Source organism: Haloferax larsenii, assembly GCF_024730625.1.
Classification (GTDB): Archaea; Halobacteriota; Halobacteria; order Halobacteriales; family Haloferacaceae; genus Haloferax; species Haloferax larsenii.
In genome coordinates this window covers 2,589,286-2,604,052 of sequence record NZ_CP078063.1, presented here as the reverse complement: position 1 = coordinate 2,604,052, position 14,767 = coordinate 2,589,286, and the positions used below count along the sequence as shown (strand labels likewise).

Genomic DNA, 14,767 nt, shown 5'->3' with positions numbered 1-14,767 from the left:
CGATTCAGTCGGCTTGTGGGGCGACGGGTTCCGGTTCGGCTGCTTCCATCGCTCCAGTGATTCCCTTTGCTAACTTAAACACGGCTGCCTTGTGGTCAGTTTTGGATTTATGGATAGATGTCGGTCGGACACCAAGAGAATTGTATTCGACGAGTTCAATCTCTTCATCTTCCCATGCTTCCATCTGCGTGTGTACCTCGGCGAGCAGGCCGTGCAGGTGGATGAGTTCCTGCTTCTTCATGAGCAACGCTGGCTTGAAACCGGAGGGATATAGTATTATCTTGAGCCACGTTAGCATGCAACTTTCTTAAACGCCCGATTATCGGCGTTTCAGGCAAAATTAAGTGTTAATAATCTTTCAATTGGTTTCCTGTTTTCGGCTTCTGTTGGAAAACCCCGTCGAAATCTCCGGAGTCCTTTATACCAATATGTACCGCGCGCTCTCCCGCGCCGTTGGCGTGAATGTTTTAGGCGGCGCTGTGAGTATGTCAGATATGGGCTACGAAGACCACCTCGACCGGGCGCTCTCTGAGACGCCGGACACCGCCGAGCGAGGTGACCGATTCTCTGTCCCGGACCCGGTCGTCCGCCAGGAAGGGAACGCTACGGTCTACGAGAACTTCGCAGACACGCACGACACGCTGGCGCGAGAGCCGAATCACGTGCTGAAGTTCCTCCAGACCGAAATGGGAACGAGTGCCCAGATAGACGCGGCGGGTCGCGCGCGACTCACCGGCTCGTTCAAACAGCGCCGCGTCGCCGACGCCCTCGACGAGTACGTCGAGTCGTTCGTTCGCTGTAGCGAGTGCGGCTCTCCCGACACGCGATTCGTCACTGAACAAGGAGCGAACGTGTTGAAGTGCGATGCGTGCGGCGCGCTATCGGCGATTCCTGATATCTAAAAGACTGTACTGCTGCGACGCGTTTTATTCGAACTGTTTGAGCGTCTGAAGATCACGCTCCGTCCGCATGAACTCCGCAGTACGCCGTGTCGTACCGCACCCCTGACACGAGAAGTTATCACGGTGAGGAGGAAGGTCGGTCGGAGTAGTCTCCCAGTCCTTTCCACATTCGGGGCACAAGAGTCGGACGAATGCTTCGACCATACCCCGATATGCTCCGGGAGCGCGGATAAATCTTGTTACGGGTTCGCACAATAAAGAGGTAGCTCGTCCACCGGGTCCACCACGAACGCTTAGGCGAGCATGTTGCTGTCTTGCACTTCGAGCAGTTCCTTGTAGCGGTTGCGGATGGTCACCTCTGAGATGTCTGCGACCGCAGAGACCTCGCTTTGAGTCACCTTCTCGTTGGTGAGGAGCGCAGCGGCGTAGACGGCGGCCGCTGCGAGTCCGACCGGGGACTTCCCGGAGTGGACGCCGGTTTCTTTCGCCCCGCGGAGCAACTCCCGCGCCTGTCGCTCCGCTTCGTCGGAGAGTCCGAGTTCGCTGGCGAAGCGGGGGACGTACTGCTCGGGGTCGGCGGGCTTAATTTCGAGCTTCAGCTCGCGGACGATGTAGCGGTACGTCCGCGTGAGTTCCATCTTCTCGACTCGGGAGACCTTCTCCAGTTCGTCGAGCGACCGGGGGGTATCGGCCATGCGGGCGGCGGCGTAGAGAGACGCCGTCGCGACACCCTCGATGGAACGGCCGGGGAGCAGGTCGTCGTTGAGGGCGCGGCGGTAGATGACCGAGGCGGTCTCGCGGACGTTCTCCGGGAGGCCGAGGGCCGAGGCCATGCGGTCGATTTCGCCGAGTGCCTGCTTGAGGTTGCGTTCCTTGGAGTCGCGGGTGCGGAACCGCTCGTTCCACGTGCGGAGGCGTTGCATCTGCTCGCGCTGCCGCGGTGACAGGGACTTGCCGTATGCGTCCTTGTTCTGCCAGCCGATGTTGGTCGACAGCCCCTTGTCGTGCATCATCTTGGTCGTCGGCGCACCGACGCGGGACTTGCTGTCGCGCTCGGCGGCGTCGAACGCGCGCCACTCGGGGCCGCGGTCGACCACGGTGTCTTCGACGACGAGTCCGCACTCACCGCAGACGGTCTCGCCGCGTTCGTTGTCCTGAACGAGGTTGCCACCGCATTCGGGGCAGATTTGTTCTTCGTCGTCTACTCGCTGCGATTCGTCTCGCTCGGACTCGATTACGTCTCGAGCCGTCGCGTCTTTGCTGTACGTTCGGGTGGTGGTGGTGTCAGTCATTATGGGTCGGAGGGCGCGGACACGTCTCGGCCGGTTGAAATGAAGAAGACGAAAGAGGATACTCCGGCGGGGGACGCGTCCTTACCAGTAGTAAGTTCGAGAAATATTTAAATGTTTCCCCGTTGTGCGAGGAGAAATCGAACGAGGTAGCCGTTGTGTTGGCTCGAAATGGACGTGAAACGCTACCGGCCTGCGGTCCACGGAATATGTTAATACTTTCGTTCAGACTACAGCCATCCCTCCCGTCGAAAGTAGACGAGAAGGATGCCCGCAACCCCGGCCATACCGAGCATCGTGGCGAGGTATCCGTATCGCCAGCCGAGTTCGGGCATGTTGAACGGAGACGCGGCAGGGTCGAAGTTCATGCCGTACACGCCCACGACGAACGTGAGCGGGAGGATAATGGTCGCAACGACGGTCAGTGTCTTCATCACCTCGTTGGTCGACTGCGAGAGCGTGTTGAGATACATCTCGCGAGTGCCGCGAGCGAGGTCACGGTACGTCTCTGTGAGGTCGACCAGTTCGACGAGGTGGTCGTAGACGTCGCGGTAGTACTTCTCGGTCGGCTGTCTCACGAATTCTGGGTCGCCGCGCGCGAGCACAGCGGCCGCTTCACGAGTCGGCCAGACAGTCTTTCGAAACGAGAGCAGGTCGCGTCTGACGGCGTTCAGTCCCTCTAAGACCGATTGGTCGGTCCCTTCGAAGACGGTGTCCTCGATGCTCTCTATCTCCTCGCCGACCTCGTCCAACAGGTCGAAGTATCCGTCTACGATGCGGTCGACGACGCGAGACGCGACGAAGTCGGGACCGAAGCGTAGCATCCGCTGTTCTTCGCGTTCGATTGCATCCCACACGCGGTCGATTGGGGCGAGTTCGCGCCGCGTGAACGTGACGAGCCAGTCGTCGCCGAAACAGAGGCCGACCGGTCTGGTCAGAACCTCCTCTTCGAACGGCTGGTCTCCCTTTCGGAGCGTTGCGATTCGAACCAGAACGAAGGTGTAATCGAGGTACTCTTCGGTCTTCGGCCGGGCGTCGTTGCGGATGTCTTCCACCGAGAGCTGGTGGATTCCGAACTTGTCGGCGACCCGGTCGAAGTCGGCCTCGGCGGTCGCTCGGACCCACGTCGTCCCGTCGGCGTCGCGGGCCGCAGCCAACTCGTCGGCCGAATAGGTGGTCACGCCGCCGTCGTCGTAGACGAGCGCGGATATCACGCGTCGCCTCCGATGGCCCAGAGTGTGATTCCGACCATGAGCGCGGTCACGGAGAACGCACGCCCGGGATACGCGACGAAAACGCCGCCCCCGTAGCCAGCCACCCCGAGGGCAGTCACAGCTACCCCTATCTTTCGCATGCGACTCATGAACACACCGACCAGCGGCGACGAGAAAAAGTCTCGCTCAGAAACGAGGTTTCAGCCCTCTGCTTCGGCCGGGTGTTCGACAGAGCGCATCAGTTCGAGGATGTTACTCTCTTCGTCGCCGAGTTGCTGCGGGTAGAGCCCGAGTGCGACGATGAAGTCGTCGTTGTGGCGGACCTTCGTGACGTGGACGTAGACGTCGAGCGTCTGGCCCTTGACGCGGGCAGTGGCGCTGTACTTCGTCACGTTGGCCGTCTCACCAAGCACCTGTACGTTTCGCGAACTCACCTGTTCGACGTCACTGAGACCCTGATAGCGACTCTGGATGAGTCCGACTAACTGGTCGTTCGAGTAGTCGCCGATGGGGTTCAGCGTCTCGCCGGCGACTTCGACCGCTGGCGTCGAGATGACGCTGAACACGCCGAGTTTCACGTCACCGAAGAGCCCGAGGTCGAGCGACTTCTCGTAGGTCGTGACGTGGTTGCTCGCGACTACTTTCCGCTCCTGTCCGGCGACAGAAAACGAGCGGTTGACTTCGAGGGTCTGGGTGCCGTTCGTTTTGTAGCCGGCGTCAGAGGCCACCGTTGCGTCTGCGGCCGCAGGTTCGGACGATAGCTTCAGCGCTTCCTCGCCTGTCAGGACGCCGAGACACCCGCTCGTGACCACCAGCAACGCGAGCGCGGCGACAGTTGCGAAACGTTTGGTACTCATCAACGGTCGTTCCGTGCCGCGGTGTATAAGTTCGGTGGCTGGAGACGGTGAAACCCTGAAATGTCAGGCCAAGAGGGTTCAGCGACTCACTCTGCGACGTCGCGAGACTCGTTCTCACGGCGGATGAGACGACGACTGTAGAGGTAGTACGCCGGTGCGACGAATGGGAGCGCGAAGGCCGCACCGAACCAGAGGTGCCGCGAGAACCCCCAGTCGAGTCCCTGGCTTCGGAGTGACTTGATGTCAGCTCGGATGAGCCCAGCGTAGAACAGGTGCGTGACGAGATAGACTGCGAACGCCTGTTCGGGACCCATGAAGAGCGAGACGACGACGAAGATGACAAGCCCGATACCGTAGATGACGGGCAACACACCGCGATATCGGCCGTGAACCGCCCGTTGGTTCTTCTCGCGTTCGCGTTCGACCGCCCGCCCGCGGCGGTACTCGTCGGTGCTCATGTCCAGACCGTCTCGCTGGCATCGAAAAAGTGGTTCGTTCGAGAATGACTGTCACGCACAGGTCGCTGGCTAGCCGAGATACTTGACCTCGACTTCGTGAGCGCCGGACGCCGTCGGAATCGAAATTCTGTCTCGGAGGTGGTCGCGCACCGCCGTTCGCCACTCCGAGACGGCCGCTGTGTGTCGCTCGTGGTGGGTTTCTACGTCGTACGGTTCGGGGCGCGTCTCGTGTGTCTCTGGATAGTGTGGAGCGGTTTCAGCGAGAAAACTCTCTGGAGACAGATGCAACGGCGACGGCTCTCCGTAGTCGCTTGCTTCCCCACCGGCGAGATGAATCCGTGCTCGCATCCGCCCGTAAAACGGCGGCGTCACCCGAAGAACGGCCGTTTGACTGCTTCGCTGGTTCGCTTCGAGGGCCGTCACGAGGTCACTGGTCGTCACTGCGAGCGAGCGGATATCAGTCGGGTCCGACGACGTTCGCGGACCGCTCACCCACCTGCGGGGTGGCGATTCGTCGCCGACCCTGGTCGCAGTTCTCCTTCGCAATCCGGACAGTTCGCTCGGTACGACGACGCACTCACCGTTGTCCGACAGTCCCGACAGACGTACGATGCCCGTTCCATCGAATACTCGTTGGAAGTGGTATATGTTAAACCTTACCACGGGTGAACAAAGGAGCGAGACGGCCCTCGGTCCGAGTCCTTTTACGTGGACCGGACACAACCCGCCACCATGACAGACGCATGGTTCGCCGGTGTGGACCCAGATGACCCCGCTGCAGGAGCGACAGGGGTCCGTGAGGGGCACGCAGACGCCCCCGCGGACTGGCCTGCCGAAGCCGTCCAAGGCGGGTTCGCAGCCGACGAATCCGAGTATTACGAGCGTCTCCGGGAGGCGACTATCGAAGCCGCACGCGACGAAGTCGCCGAACGCGAGGGTGCAGACGACGTACAACTCACACACGCGGTTCGCGCCATGGACGACGCCGAGCGAACCGCCAACGAACTCGCCGAGCGCGTCGTCGAGTGGGCGGGAACGCTCTACGAGGACGTGCCACGCGGACTCGACGGTGTCCGCGACATCGCCGACCGCGACCCGACGACGCCGGCCGAAGAACGGGTCGTCTCGTACGCGACTCGTGCGGTCGACCTGCTCGCCGAGCGCGACGAACTGCGGACGTTTATCGAAGAGCGCGCCCCGTCGGCCGCGCCGAACCTCGCCGAGATGGCTGGTCCGGTCCTCGCGGCCCGACTCATCTCGCTGGCCGGTGGTCTCGACAAACTGGCCAAGGCACCCAGCGGAACCGTACAGGTGCTCGGCGCCGAAGACGCCCTCTTCGCGCACTTGAGCGGCCGCGCGTCGTCGCCGAAACACGGCGTCATCTTCACCCACGAGTACGTCAACGGAACCAGACCCGAAGACCGCGGGTCGGCCGCGCGCGCCTTCGCCGGAAAGCTCTCTATCGCCGCCCGAATCGACCACTACTCCGGCGATTACCGGCCGGAGGTTCACGCCGAACTCACCGACCGCATCGAGACGATTCGCGCCCGCGCCGAGGAGGGAGACGAATGAGCGACGGCCTTCCCGAAGGCGTCGAGCGCCGCCCCTACGACGGCCGCGAGCGACTCGCCACGAACGGCGAACCGGTGTACGGTGAACCGACCGATTCCGACGGCTGGCGCGCGTGGGACGCCGGACGGTCGAAACTCGGTGCGATGCTCGAACTCGAAATGGACACCGGTCTCGACGGCGGCGAGACGGTCCTGTATCTCGGTGCCGCGTCGGGGACGACCGTCTCGCACGTCGCCGACTTCGCCGGCCCGACCTACGCGGTCGAGTTCGCACCGCGTCCCGTCCGCGACCTCGTCGGCGTCGCCGAGGACCGCGACAATCTCTTCCCGCTTCTGAAAGACGCGCGCGACCCCTCGTCGTACGCGCACGTCGTCGAAGCCGACGTAGACTGTCTGGTGATGGACGTGGCGACTCGCGGGCAGGCGACGGTCGCCATCCGCAACAAGCAGTTCTTGGCCGACGACGGCCGGTTGCTGATGGCCGTGAAAGCCCGGAGCGAGGACGTGACCGCCGAGCCGGACGACGTGTTCGACGACGTCGTTTCGGACCTCGAAGCCGAGTACGAGATTCTGGAGACCGCGCGACTGGACCGATTCCACGCCGACCACCTCGGTATCGTCGCCCGGCCGAAATAGTCCACTGACGGAGACGGCTGTCGGTTTCACTGGCATTCAGCGCGGGGTGCGGGTAGGAGAACGGTTCGCCGGGGTCCACGACGTTTTTAATTCGGCGACTCTAACCGCGTTTCGATGGAACTTGGGTCGGCGGACGCATTCGAACGGATGGGTACACTCGGTGTCGAAGAGGAGTTCTACATCGTCGATGCCGACGGCCGGCCGGTGTCGGGGACCGACGACCTCGTCTACGGTCCGACACCGCCGGAGCCGCTCGCCGACCGTATCGACCACGAGCTGTTTCAGTTCACTATCGAGACACAGACGCCGCTTATCGAGGACCCCGGGGAGGCTGCCGACGCGATAACCACAGTCCGCGAGGCGCTCGTCGAACACGCGTCGAATCAGGGCTACCGAATCGCCGCGGCGGGCCTCCACCCGGCGGCGAAGTGGCGAGAACTCGACCACGCGACGAAGCCGCGGTATCAGGCGCAACTCGACCGAATTCAGTACCCACAGCACCGAAACACGACCGCCGGCCTGCACGTCCATGTCGGCGTCGACGACGCGGACAAGGCCATCTGGATTGCCAACGAACTTCGCTGGTATATCGCCCCGCTGTTGGCGCTCTCTGCGAACTCTCCTTTCTGGAACGGCTTCGACACCGGCCTCGCCTCGGCGCGGGCCAAGATTTTCGAGAACCTCCCGAACACGGGGATGCCGACCGCGTTCGACGACTTCGCGGACTTCCAGACGTTCGAGCGCCGGATGGTCGAACACGGCTCTATCGACGACAGAGGCGAACTCTGGTACGACGTGCGCCCTCACACCGGCCACGGCTCGGTGGAGATTCGCACCCCCGACGCCCAGACCGACCCCGACCGCGTGGCCGACTTCGTCGAGTACGTCCACGCGCTCGTCTTGGACCTCGCGGACCGATACGAGTCAGGCGAAGACGGCCACGACATCCGCCGTGAACTCCTCGACGAGAACAAGTGGCGAGCCACGCGCTACGGCCGCGAGGCGAGCTTTATCGCGCCCGACGGCGAGGGCGTCGTCTCGCTCGAATCGTTCGTCGAGTCCGAATCCGACCGCCTCGGAATCTCAGGCCTCCAAAACCTCCTCGACGCCGAGTCAGGAACCGAGATTCAACGGCGCATCCACGCCGAAGCGGGACTCGACGCTCTGTGTGAGTTTCTCACTCTCGAATAGCCGAAATTCTGAGGGTGGAGGGTCCAAACGGCGGGTCTGACGAGAAACATTTTTTACCGCCTGTGTTTTGTCCTTTTCCGTAGCACAAATGCCTGCGAATCAGCCCACCGGGAAGCACGCAGAGTCGACGGACGAGAAACAGGACGACAGCGCGGCGGACCGTGCTGTCTCCGAATTCGACGACGGGTTGGTAGACCTACTCGCGTGGATTCTCGATACGGAGACGCGGGCGCGCATCTACGTGTACCTCCGGAAGAACCCCCACTCGACGAGCGAAGAGGTTGCTGAGGGAACCGGTCTCTACCCGAGTACCGTCCGCGAGGCACTCGCCGAACTCGCCGACGACGAGACGGTCGACCGACGGAAGCGAAAGAACTCCGGCGCGGGGAACAACCCCTACGAGTACGTCGCCATCCCGCCGAGCGAACTCGTGCAGGGTGCTGTCGGACAGGTCCAAGAACAACTGAACGCGGTGTTCAACCTCGACCGTCGCCTCGGTGCCGACTGCTCTGACGAGACCGAACCGGTCTCGATTACCGTCCGCGAAGAGTAAGTCACGCGCTCTCTCCTGCCGCGCGTAAACTCCAGCAAATCTGTTTCGGATAACCCGACCCGCTTAAGTTGCGGGGCCTCCACCCCGAGTGTATGCACGTCGCGCTGGGCGGGACGTTCGACCCTGTCCACGATGGACACCTCGCGCTCTTCGAGCGCGCGTTCGAGTTGGGCGACGTTACGGTTGGACTCACGAGTGACGAACTCGCGCCGAAGACCCGCCACGTCGACCGCTACGTCCGGCCGTTCGAAGACCGGAAGGCGGACCTCGAAGCCGAACTCGAACCGCTGGCCGAGGCGCACGGCCGCGAGTTCGAGGTTCGACAACTGGACGTTCCCACCGGCATCGCAACCGAACCCGGATTCGACGTTCTCATCGTCTCACCAGAGACCCGCGAGGGCGGCGAGAAGGTCAACGAGATTCGCGAAGACCGCGGGCTGAAGCCCCTCCAAATCGAGGTCGTCGACCACCTCCCCGCCGAGGACGGCGAACGCATCTCTTCGACCCGAATCGTGATGGGCGAAATCGACCGCCACGGAAACCTCACACCCGACCGAGAGGGTCGCGGCCGAACCCCACCCAGCGCCGACGAATAGTTTTCTCGGTGCACTTCTGTACCGGAACGGACACCGCGGGGGTCTGTGCGGACTGCGGCTCTTGTCGTCACTTCCTACAGCAACTTCATCTCGCGTGCTACTGTATCTCTAGGGATGCCTACCGTTCAGACGAACGATATCGAGACTCACTACGAGACGCGTGGAAACGGCCCGCCTCTCATCTTTATCCACGGCGCACTGGCTGATCATTCAGCAGCAACACGACAGTTGGCGGCGTTCAGCGACACGTACACCGCCATTGCATACGACCTGCGGGGCCACGGCAACACCGCAAATCCGCGTCACGAACCGTACTCAATCGACCGATTGGCGGAGGATATCCACGCGTTTATCACCGAATTGGACCTTGAGAACCCAGTTCTCTGTGGGGTCTCGATGGGCGGGATGGTCGCGCAAGTCTACGCGAGTCGGTATCCGAATCAGCTTCGCGCCCTCGTGCTCGCCGACACCTTCTCCCCGGCGTTCCTCGGCCGGCGCGACCGTATCGAGCGATTCAGTCTGGTGAACGTTATGGCGGCCCTCGTTCGACTCGTGGGATACAACCGCGCGAAGGGACTTCTGTTGTGGCTCGGACGAAAACTGGAGCGAGACCAGACGACGAGCCTCCGCCCGGAGGCATTCCCGGATATGGAGACTGTAGATGCCGTGAACTCCCTCAAGGCAGCCGCCGGTTTCCACACCACCGATATCGACCTCACCTCGATTACCGTCCCGACGCTCGTTCTCTACGGCGAACACGAACCCTCCGTAATCAGCCGCCATGTGCCGGTACTCTCCGCCCGAATTCCTGACTCGACCGTCCAGGAAGTCCCCGACGCAGGCCATGCATCCCCGTGGGACAACCCCGAGTTCTTCAACAGCACAATTCGCGCGTTTCTCACGAGTCAACCCCAAATCGAAGTCGAGTAGAGGCGGTTTCAACAGAGGCGTTTTCTTCTCCCCCTCTGTACTGTCACTCATGCGTCACCCGCTTTTCGCCAGCTTCGCGGTCGGCCTCGTTTCGGCCTTCGTGGTCGGCATCGGCGTCACGGAAGTCGCGTCCCGATGGATTGCCTTCTCGCTTTTCGTCGGCATCCCCGCCGGTCTCGTCGCTGGCGTCGTCGGCGTGGCCGTCGCCTATGCGATTCTCACGCGGAAGGTGGCACCCGTCGTGGAGACGACGGACTGAGTCGTGTTGGCGGGCGCGAGTGCGACCCCTGAAACCGCTCCTCACCAACTCGGCGGCCGGAAACCGGCGTCGCGGAGGAGGTCTTTCCACCGCTGTTGGATACTGAGTCGGGAGACGTCCATCGCGTCGGCGACGGCGCTTTGGGAGCGTTCGTCACCGGCGATGAGCGCCCCGGCGTAGAGGCTCGCTGCGGCGACGGCGTTCTTCGAGCGGTCTTCGTCGGGGAGTTGCGAGAGAAACAGGTCCGAGGCGAACGACCGGGCTTCGCTACCGAGTTCGAGACTGTCGGCCGCGGCGTCGATGTTGGCCAGCCACTCCTCGTTGTCTCGTTGGTCTCGGGCGCTGTACATACTCGGCGTTGCGGCCGGGCGTACATAACCCCGACGGCGAACGACAACTTGATAGGCCGGATAGAGTTACTCGAAAGTGCGCGCGGGTAGCCAAGTGGCCAAAGGCGCAGCGCTTAGGACGCTGTGGTGTAGACCTTCGCAGGTTCGAACCCTGTCCCGCGCATACCGTCTCGAACATCGTGAGAGACGTGTCTGCGCGCCAAAGGATTCGAACCAGAGAGCAACTCGGAGAGTTGCGACCGTGGTTCGAACCCTGTCCCGTACCTCGCTATTCACGGAAGCGCCGACGACAACGCCCGCCACCCCCCAACCAGTCACTCGCCTCCACACGTTCGAAGCCACCCCTCATCTGCCAACAGGCCTTTTAGCTATGCGAACACCGCTTTTCGTGAAGCGGGAGAACTTCGACATAGGGACGATAGCTTCCCGCTTCGTTCCTCGTTATCAGACCGAAGTCGACGACACTCGGCGACCGATGGTGCCAAAACACATTCGTCTGTAGTCCATCGACTGAAACCAACGATGGGCCAGACGTTCGAAATTTCGGGCACGTCACTCAGTCTCGTGCTGTACGCGTTCCAACTGGTCGCGATTCTGCTGGTCCTCGGCTTCGTCGTGTTCCCGCTCGATAGTTCGGCCACCGTCGTGTTAGGGCTCCTGTTCGGAGTCGTCGCCCTTGCGGTGATATTCGGTGTGTGGCGATTGGCGACCGGACGCGATGGGGGACGCCACCTCGGTACTACGGAGGATATTACCTACGACCCGTTTGCGGACCCCGGACAGGCAGCGAAAGACAGATGGGAGAAAGCAGTCCGCCGACTCCCCGGCCGTGACGACGACCGGGACTGAGCACTGACGCCACAGCGACGGGCACACACCCGAACTGGACTTCTGGGACCCACGGCCCCATCCGAGAACCACGGTCAAGCACGTTGTGTGGTACCAATAATCATTTAAATACCCGACTTTGTCATCACTCAAAACTACCCCGAATTTGTTCGGAGTCAAACTTACTGGTGCGATGGACAACCCACCGATGGATGCAAGACCAGTCCCTCTACAGTGAAATCGGTGGCCACGAGGCCGTCGACGCAGTCGTCTCGGACTTCTACGACCGCGTGCTTGCCGACGAGTCGGTCGCCCACTACTTCGACGACACGGATATGGCGAAGCAACACGCTCATCAGGTGCAGTTCATCAGTGCCGTGGCCGGTGGGCCGGTCGAGTACGACGGCGAAGACATGCGCGACGCACACGCGCACCTCGGTCTCACAGGCGACGATTTCGACGCCATCGCCAACCACCTCGAAGTGGCCCTCCGAGACAACGGTGTCTCCGAGTCGAATCGGGCGGCGATTCTCGACGAAGTCGAAGCACTTCGCGCCCCAATTCTCAATCAGTGAAATAGCGTCGGTCGAGCGCACGACAAGCGTCAGACACGACACAACCCTTTTTCTCACCCGGCGTGTGTCTCCACCAATGGTGGCGCTATCCGAAATATTGGACGACCTCGTGTCGGATGTCGACGGGCTGTTTCTCTTCACGCCGAGCCACTCGCATTACGAGCGGTTCGCCGACCTCGATGTCCCGACGGTCGTTATCGCCCCGGAGAATACAGTCGAGGCCGAGCCGTTCGTCGAACTCCCGCTCCAATTCCAAAATGTGAAAGACCGCATCCGGTTCGGGGTCGAGGGTGCGATGGAACAGAACATCGTCGAGGCGGGCGACGACATCGCGTGCAACGTCGGCATCTTCGGCGGCGACCCCGACTCGGTGGTCCGCGTTCGCGTCGAAGAGAACATGCGCTCGGGCATCTACGACCTGTTCGCCAACTCCCGCGCGGACCCCGGCGTCATCCGCGACGTGTTCGAAGTCGCTATCGAACTCGGAAAGAAGGGACAGAAGGGCGAACCCGTCGGCGCGCTGTTCATCGTCGGCGACGCCGGGAACGTGATGAACAAGTCCCGGCCGCTTTCGTACAACCCCTTCGAGAAGTCCCACGTCTACGTCGGCGACCCCATCGTGAACGTCATGCTCAAGGAGTTCTCGCGCCTCGACGGTGCGTTCGTCATCTCCGACTCGGGGAAAATCGTCTCCGCCTACCGCTATCTCGAACCTTCCGCCGAGGGCGTGGACATCCCGAAAGGCCTCGGCGCGCGCCACATGGCCGGCGGCGCAATCACCCGCGACACGAACGCGACTGCAATCGTCCTCTCGGAGTCTGACGGACTGGTTCGCGCGTTCAAGGGCGGCAAGATGATTCTCGAAATCGACCCGGAGGATTACTGAAATGACGGGGTTCGTCGCGCCCCTTCCGCTCCAACCGGTCGATACCCTGGTCACACGAATCGTCGAGTTGGTCGGCCTGCGGTTCATCGGCGTGCTGGCCGTTCTCTTCGTCGGACTCATCTTGGCCTATGCGGCCGGGACAGCCGTCCAGCGACTCCTGATCGGCGTCGGTCTTCCCGACGCCATCGAGGGCACGGCGTTCGAACGGACCGCCCGCGACTTCGAGACCTCGACCGTCGAAATCCTCTCGTGGCTGACGCGGTACTTCCTCCTCGGCGTCACCATCTTCGCTGCACTCTCGGTTGCGGGTGTCAACTACGCAGACAGGTTTTGGAACCTCGTCATCGCCATCCTCCCGCAACTGTTCATCGCCATCATCGTCCTTATCGTCGGCATCGTCGTCGGCGACAAGGTGGAACTCCTCGTAGCCGAGCGGTTCCGCGGCGTGAAACTCCCACAGGTGAACATCCTGCCGTCGCTCGCGAAGTACACCGTCTTCTTCCTAGCCGCACTCGTTGCGCTCTCGCAGGTCGGCGTCGCGACCCTCGCTCTCATCGTCCTCCTCGGTGGGTATCTGCTGGGTCTCATCGTCCTCAGCGCCGTCGCGTTCCGTGACCTCCTTCGGTCCGGTGCGGCTGGGACGTATCTGCTGTTTTCCCAGCCCTACACCATCGGCGACGAAATCGTCGTCGGCGACGTTCGCGGCGTCGTCCAGGAGTTCGACGTCTTCGTCACACGCATCGAGTCCGAAGACGAGGAGTACATCGTGCCGAACGCCCGCGTCTTCGACACGGGCGTCGGACGCATCAGGTAACGCTCCCTCGGCGGTTCTCGACTGATTTCGTCGGTGGGTTGTCGTTTCATTTCAGCACCATAACAGTTTAGAGCGGTACCGCCGATTCAGTCATATCGGAATCCCTGAATTCGATGATGACAAAACTGCCAACTCTCGACGCGTCGCCTCCAACGACCCGCGCTCTCGACGCGGCTGAAGCCCTCCTTTTGGGGTTTTACCACCAGGACCTCCGCGAGACGCACCTCACGAACTGCGAGTTCGACGCGGCGCGAGCGGCCGCCGAGAGCGCCGAAGCACACATGTCTCAGGCGTTCCGCTTCGAGTTCCCGGACGTTCCATCGCCGAGGTCGGAGCGAGCAGGTGAGCTATTCATGCGTGCGCTCTTCGTGCAGGACGAAATCGAGAATCAGGAGGCGTTCACTCACTGCTTTACCCACGAGGTTCCCGACGATGTCTTCGTCTCCGACGTGGAGGCGATGGTCCAGACCAGTATCGACGACGACGCTCGGTGGGCAGACTGCGAGCGACTCCTCGAAGCGGCGTGTGACGAGGTGGGTATCGACCCCGAGTACGCCACGCTTCACGTCCGATTTTGGCGGATGCACGGACAGAAACGCGATGGATGGCGCGCTGCCGCTCGTCGTGCGCACCGCATCAAACTCGCGTGCATGGTTCCAAAAGCAGACACGGATACCGTCGAGACGCTCGCACAGTACTTCGTCGCCGGCGCAGAACGCCACGACGAGTGGGCGCGCCGAGACGTCCACCAGGAGGTCGGTTCGGCCCTCGATATCGTCGCCACGTACTATCAGGCCATCCTCGACCTGAGAGACGTGTGACACTATTTTCACTATCTGAACCACCGCTGATAATAAG

22 protein-coding genes and 1 tRNA gene are annotated in these 14,767 nt (G+C 62.0%); 14 read left to right on the top strand and 9 right to left on the bottom strand.

The window, feature by feature from the left end; all coding sequences use genetic code 11:
- Positions 1–4: 4 nt before the first annotated feature.
- Complete coding sequence (locus KU306_RS13575) at positions 5–241, bottom strand: UPF0058 family protein (protein ID WP_007540537.1); 237 nt, start codon at positions 239–241, stop codon at positions 5–7.
- 253 nt (positions 242–494) lie between these two features.
- Here KU306_RS13575 and KU306_RS13570 point away from each other — a divergent pair, with 253 nt between their 5' ends.
- Positions 495–902 carry a translation initiation factor IF-2 subunit beta gene (locus KU306_RS13570; RefSeq protein ID WP_258302258.1) on the top strand — a complete coding sequence of 136 codons (408 nt, stop codon included), beginning with the start codon at positions 495–497 and terminating at the stop codon, positions 900–902.
- Positions 903–926: 24 nt separating this feature from the next.
- Here KU306_RS13570 and KU306_RS13565 read toward each other — a convergent pair whose 3' ends face one another.
- The 7 genes from KU306_RS13565 to KU306_RS13535 all read right to left on the bottom strand — a co-directional run bounded on the left by KU306_RS13565 (position 927) and on the right by KU306_RS13535 (position 5,212).
- The gene (locus tag KU306_RS13565; RefSeq protein ID WP_007540533.1) at positions 927–1,106 is read right to left on the bottom strand and encodes a DUF7836 family putative zinc-binding protein; all 180 of its coding nucleotides are present in this window, start codon (positions 1,104–1,106) and stop codon (positions 927–929) included.
- An 89-nt stretch (positions 1,107–1,195) separates the two neighbouring features.
- Entirely contained in the window at positions 1,196–2,194 is a 999-nt protein-coding gene (locus tag KU306_RS13560) for a transcription initiation factor IIB (protein ID WP_007540531.1), read from the bottom strand.
- Positions 2,195–2,421: 227 nt separating this feature from the next.
- Positions 2,422–3,405, bottom strand: a complete 984-nt coding sequence (corA, locus tag KU306_RS13555) for a magnesium/cobalt transporter CorA (RefSeq protein ID WP_258302257.1) — start codon at positions 3,403–3,405, stop codon at positions 2,422–2,424.
- On the bottom strand, positions 3,402–3,554 hold the full coding sequence (locus tag KU306_RS13550) for an MICOS complex subunit MIC60 (protein WP_258302256.1): 153 nt from the start codon (positions 3,552–3,554) through the stop codon (positions 3,402–3,404). Before KU306_RS13550 ends, corA begins: the two co-directional genes overlap by 4 nt.
- Positions 3,555–3,605: 51 nt before the next feature.
- Entirely contained in the window at positions 3,606–4,262 is a 657-nt protein-coding gene (locus KU306_RS13545) for a DUF6517 family protein (RefSeq protein ID WP_007540524.1), read from the bottom strand.
- Between the two features lie 86 nt (positions 4,263–4,348).
- Entirely contained in the window at positions 4,349–4,720 is a 372-nt protein-coding gene (locus KU306_RS13540; RefSeq protein ID WP_007540522.1) for a hypothetical protein, read from the bottom strand.
- 69 nt (positions 4,721–4,789) lie between these two features.
- Positions 4,790–5,212 (bottom strand): DUF8009 family protein, encoded by a 423-nt coding sequence (locus KU306_RS13535; RefSeq protein ID WP_258302255.1) that lies wholly within the window; start codon positions 5,210–5,212, stop codon positions 4,790–4,792.
- Positions 5,213–5,452: 240 nt separating this feature from the next.
- Here KU306_RS13535 and KU306_RS13530 point away from each other — a divergent pair, with 240 nt between their 5' ends.
- From KU306_RS13530 to KU306_RS13500, 7 genes are all read left to right on the top strand, one after another.
- Positions 5,453–6,292, top strand: coding sequence for an NOP5/NOP56 family protein (locus tag KU306_RS13530; protein ID WP_258302254.1), 840 nt, complete (start codon positions 5,453–5,455; stop codon positions 6,290–6,292).
- Positions 6,289–6,927: a fibrillarin-like rRNA/tRNA 2'-O-methyltransferase gene (locus tag KU306_RS13525; protein ID WP_258302253.1), complete on the top strand. Its 639-nt coding sequence runs from the start codon at positions 6,289–6,291 to the stop codon at positions 6,925–6,927. The genes KU306_RS13530 and KU306_RS13525 overlap by 4 nt, the downstream gene beginning before the upstream one ends.
- 114 nt (positions 6,928–7,041) lie before the next feature.
- Positions 7,042–8,118 (top strand): glutamate--cysteine ligase, encoded by a 1,077-nt coding sequence (locus tag KU306_RS13520; protein WP_258302252.1) that lies wholly within the window; start codon positions 7,042–7,044, stop codon positions 8,116–8,118.
- Between the two features lie 88 nt (positions 8,119–8,206).
- Entirely contained in the window at positions 8,207–8,671 is a 465-nt protein-coding gene (locus KU306_RS13515; protein WP_007540513.1) for a winged helix-turn-helix domain-containing protein, read from the top strand.
- A 92-nt stretch (positions 8,672–8,763) separates the two neighbouring features.
- A complete protein-coding gene (locus tag KU306_RS13510) occupies positions 8,764–9,267 on the top strand; it encodes a phosphopantetheine adenylyltransferase (protein WP_258302251.1) in 504 nt (167 codons plus the stop codon).
- Between the two features lie 114 nt (positions 9,268–9,381).
- Complete coding sequence (locus KU306_RS13505) at positions 9,382–10,197, top strand: alpha/beta fold hydrolase (protein ID WP_007540510.1); 816 nt, start codon at positions 9,382–9,384, stop codon at positions 10,195–10,197.
- Positions 10,198–10,246: 49 nt separating this feature from the next.
- Positions 10,247–10,456 (top strand): DUF8147 domain-containing protein, encoded by a 210-nt coding sequence (locus tag KU306_RS13500; RefSeq protein WP_074795348.1) that lies wholly within the window; start codon positions 10,247–10,249, stop codon positions 10,454–10,456.
- 41 nt (positions 10,457–10,497) lie between these two features.
- Here the strand turns inward: KU306_RS13500 and KU306_RS13495 are convergent, their stop codons facing one another.
- Positions 10,498–10,806, bottom strand: a complete 309-nt coding sequence (locus KU306_RS13495) for a cyclin family protein (RefSeq protein ID WP_007540506.1) — start codon at positions 10,804–10,806, stop codon at positions 10,498–10,500.
- A gap of 80 nt (positions 10,807–10,886) precedes the next feature.
- Between KU306_RS13495 and KU306_RS13490 the strand changes: the two genes are divergently transcribed.
- The 6 genes from KU306_RS13490 to KU306_RS13465 all read left to right on the top strand — a co-directional run bounded on the left by KU306_RS13490 (position 10,887) and on the right by KU306_RS13465 (position 14,730).
- Positions 10,887–10,969, top strand: a tRNA-Leu gene (locus KU306_RS13490).
- Positions 10,970–11,328: 359 nt separating this feature from the next.
- Positions 11,329–11,655, top strand: a complete 327-nt coding sequence (locus tag KU306_RS13485; RefSeq protein WP_258302250.1) for a DUF8000 family membrane protein — start codon at positions 11,329–11,331, stop codon at positions 11,653–11,655.
- A gap of 191 nt (positions 11,656–11,846) precedes the next feature.
- The gene (locus KU306_RS13480) at positions 11,847–12,209 is read left to right on the top strand and encodes a group I truncated hemoglobin (RefSeq protein ID WP_007540502.1); all 363 of its coding nucleotides are present in this window, start codon (positions 11,847–11,849) and stop codon (positions 12,207–12,209) included.
- Positions 12,210–12,285: 76 nt separating this feature from the next.
- Positions 12,286–13,095, top strand: a complete 810-nt coding sequence (gene dacZ / locus KU306_RS13475; RefSeq protein WP_007540500.1) for a diadenylate cyclase — start codon at positions 12,286–12,288, stop codon at positions 13,093–13,095.
- A gap of 1 nt (position 13,096) precedes the next feature.
- Complete coding sequence (locus KU306_RS13470) at positions 13,097–13,909, top strand: mechanosensitive ion channel domain-containing protein (RefSeq protein WP_258302249.1); 813 nt, start codon at positions 13,097–13,099, stop codon at positions 13,907–13,909.
- A gap of 113 nt (positions 13,910–14,022) precedes the next feature.
- Complete coding sequence (locus KU306_RS13465) at positions 14,023–14,730, top strand: hypothetical protein (protein WP_007540496.1); 708 nt, start codon at positions 14,023–14,025, stop codon at positions 14,728–14,730.
- The last annotated feature ends 37 nt before the right edge of the window (positions 14,731–14,767 follow it).